The 374-nt window shown below is 70.1% G+C and carries 1 protein-coding gene; it reads right to left on the reverse strand.

Features of this window, described 5'->3' with window-relative positions; all coding sequences use genetic code 11:
• Positions 1–374: tetratricopeptide repeat protein (locus G6O68_RS32135; protein ID WP_165253850.1), on the reverse strand; the 374-nt coding region annotated here is incomplete at both ends.

Consider the following 374-nt stretch of genomic DNA (forward strand, 5'->3'; position numbering starts at 1 on the left):
GGCCTGGCGGTAGGCGGCCGCCAGGTTGTTCATCCCGGCCAGGGTGTCGGGATGGCCTTCGGCCAGCTCGGCCCTCATCCGCTCCAGCGTCTCCTCCAGGAGCGGCGCCGCCTTCTCGGGCCGGCCGGCGTACTGGTAGCTCACGGCGAGGTTGTTCATGCAGGCCAGCGTATCGGGGTGGCTCGGCCCCATCCGGGCGCGGACGAGCCGCAGGGTTTCTTCGTAGAGCGGCAGCGCCAGGTCCATCTTCCCGGCGGATTGGTAGGCCTCCGCCAGGTTGCTCATGGTGTTCAGCGTACTCGCGTGATCCGCCCCCAGGCGGGACTTCTGCCGGGCCAGGGCCTTCTCCAGGAGCGGCAGGGCCCGATCCATCA

It is taken from the genome of Paludisphaera soli, assembly GCF_011064595.1.
Taxonomy (GTDB): Bacteria; Planctomycetota; Planctomycetia; order Isosphaerales; family Isosphaeraceae; genus Paludisphaera; species Paludisphaera soli.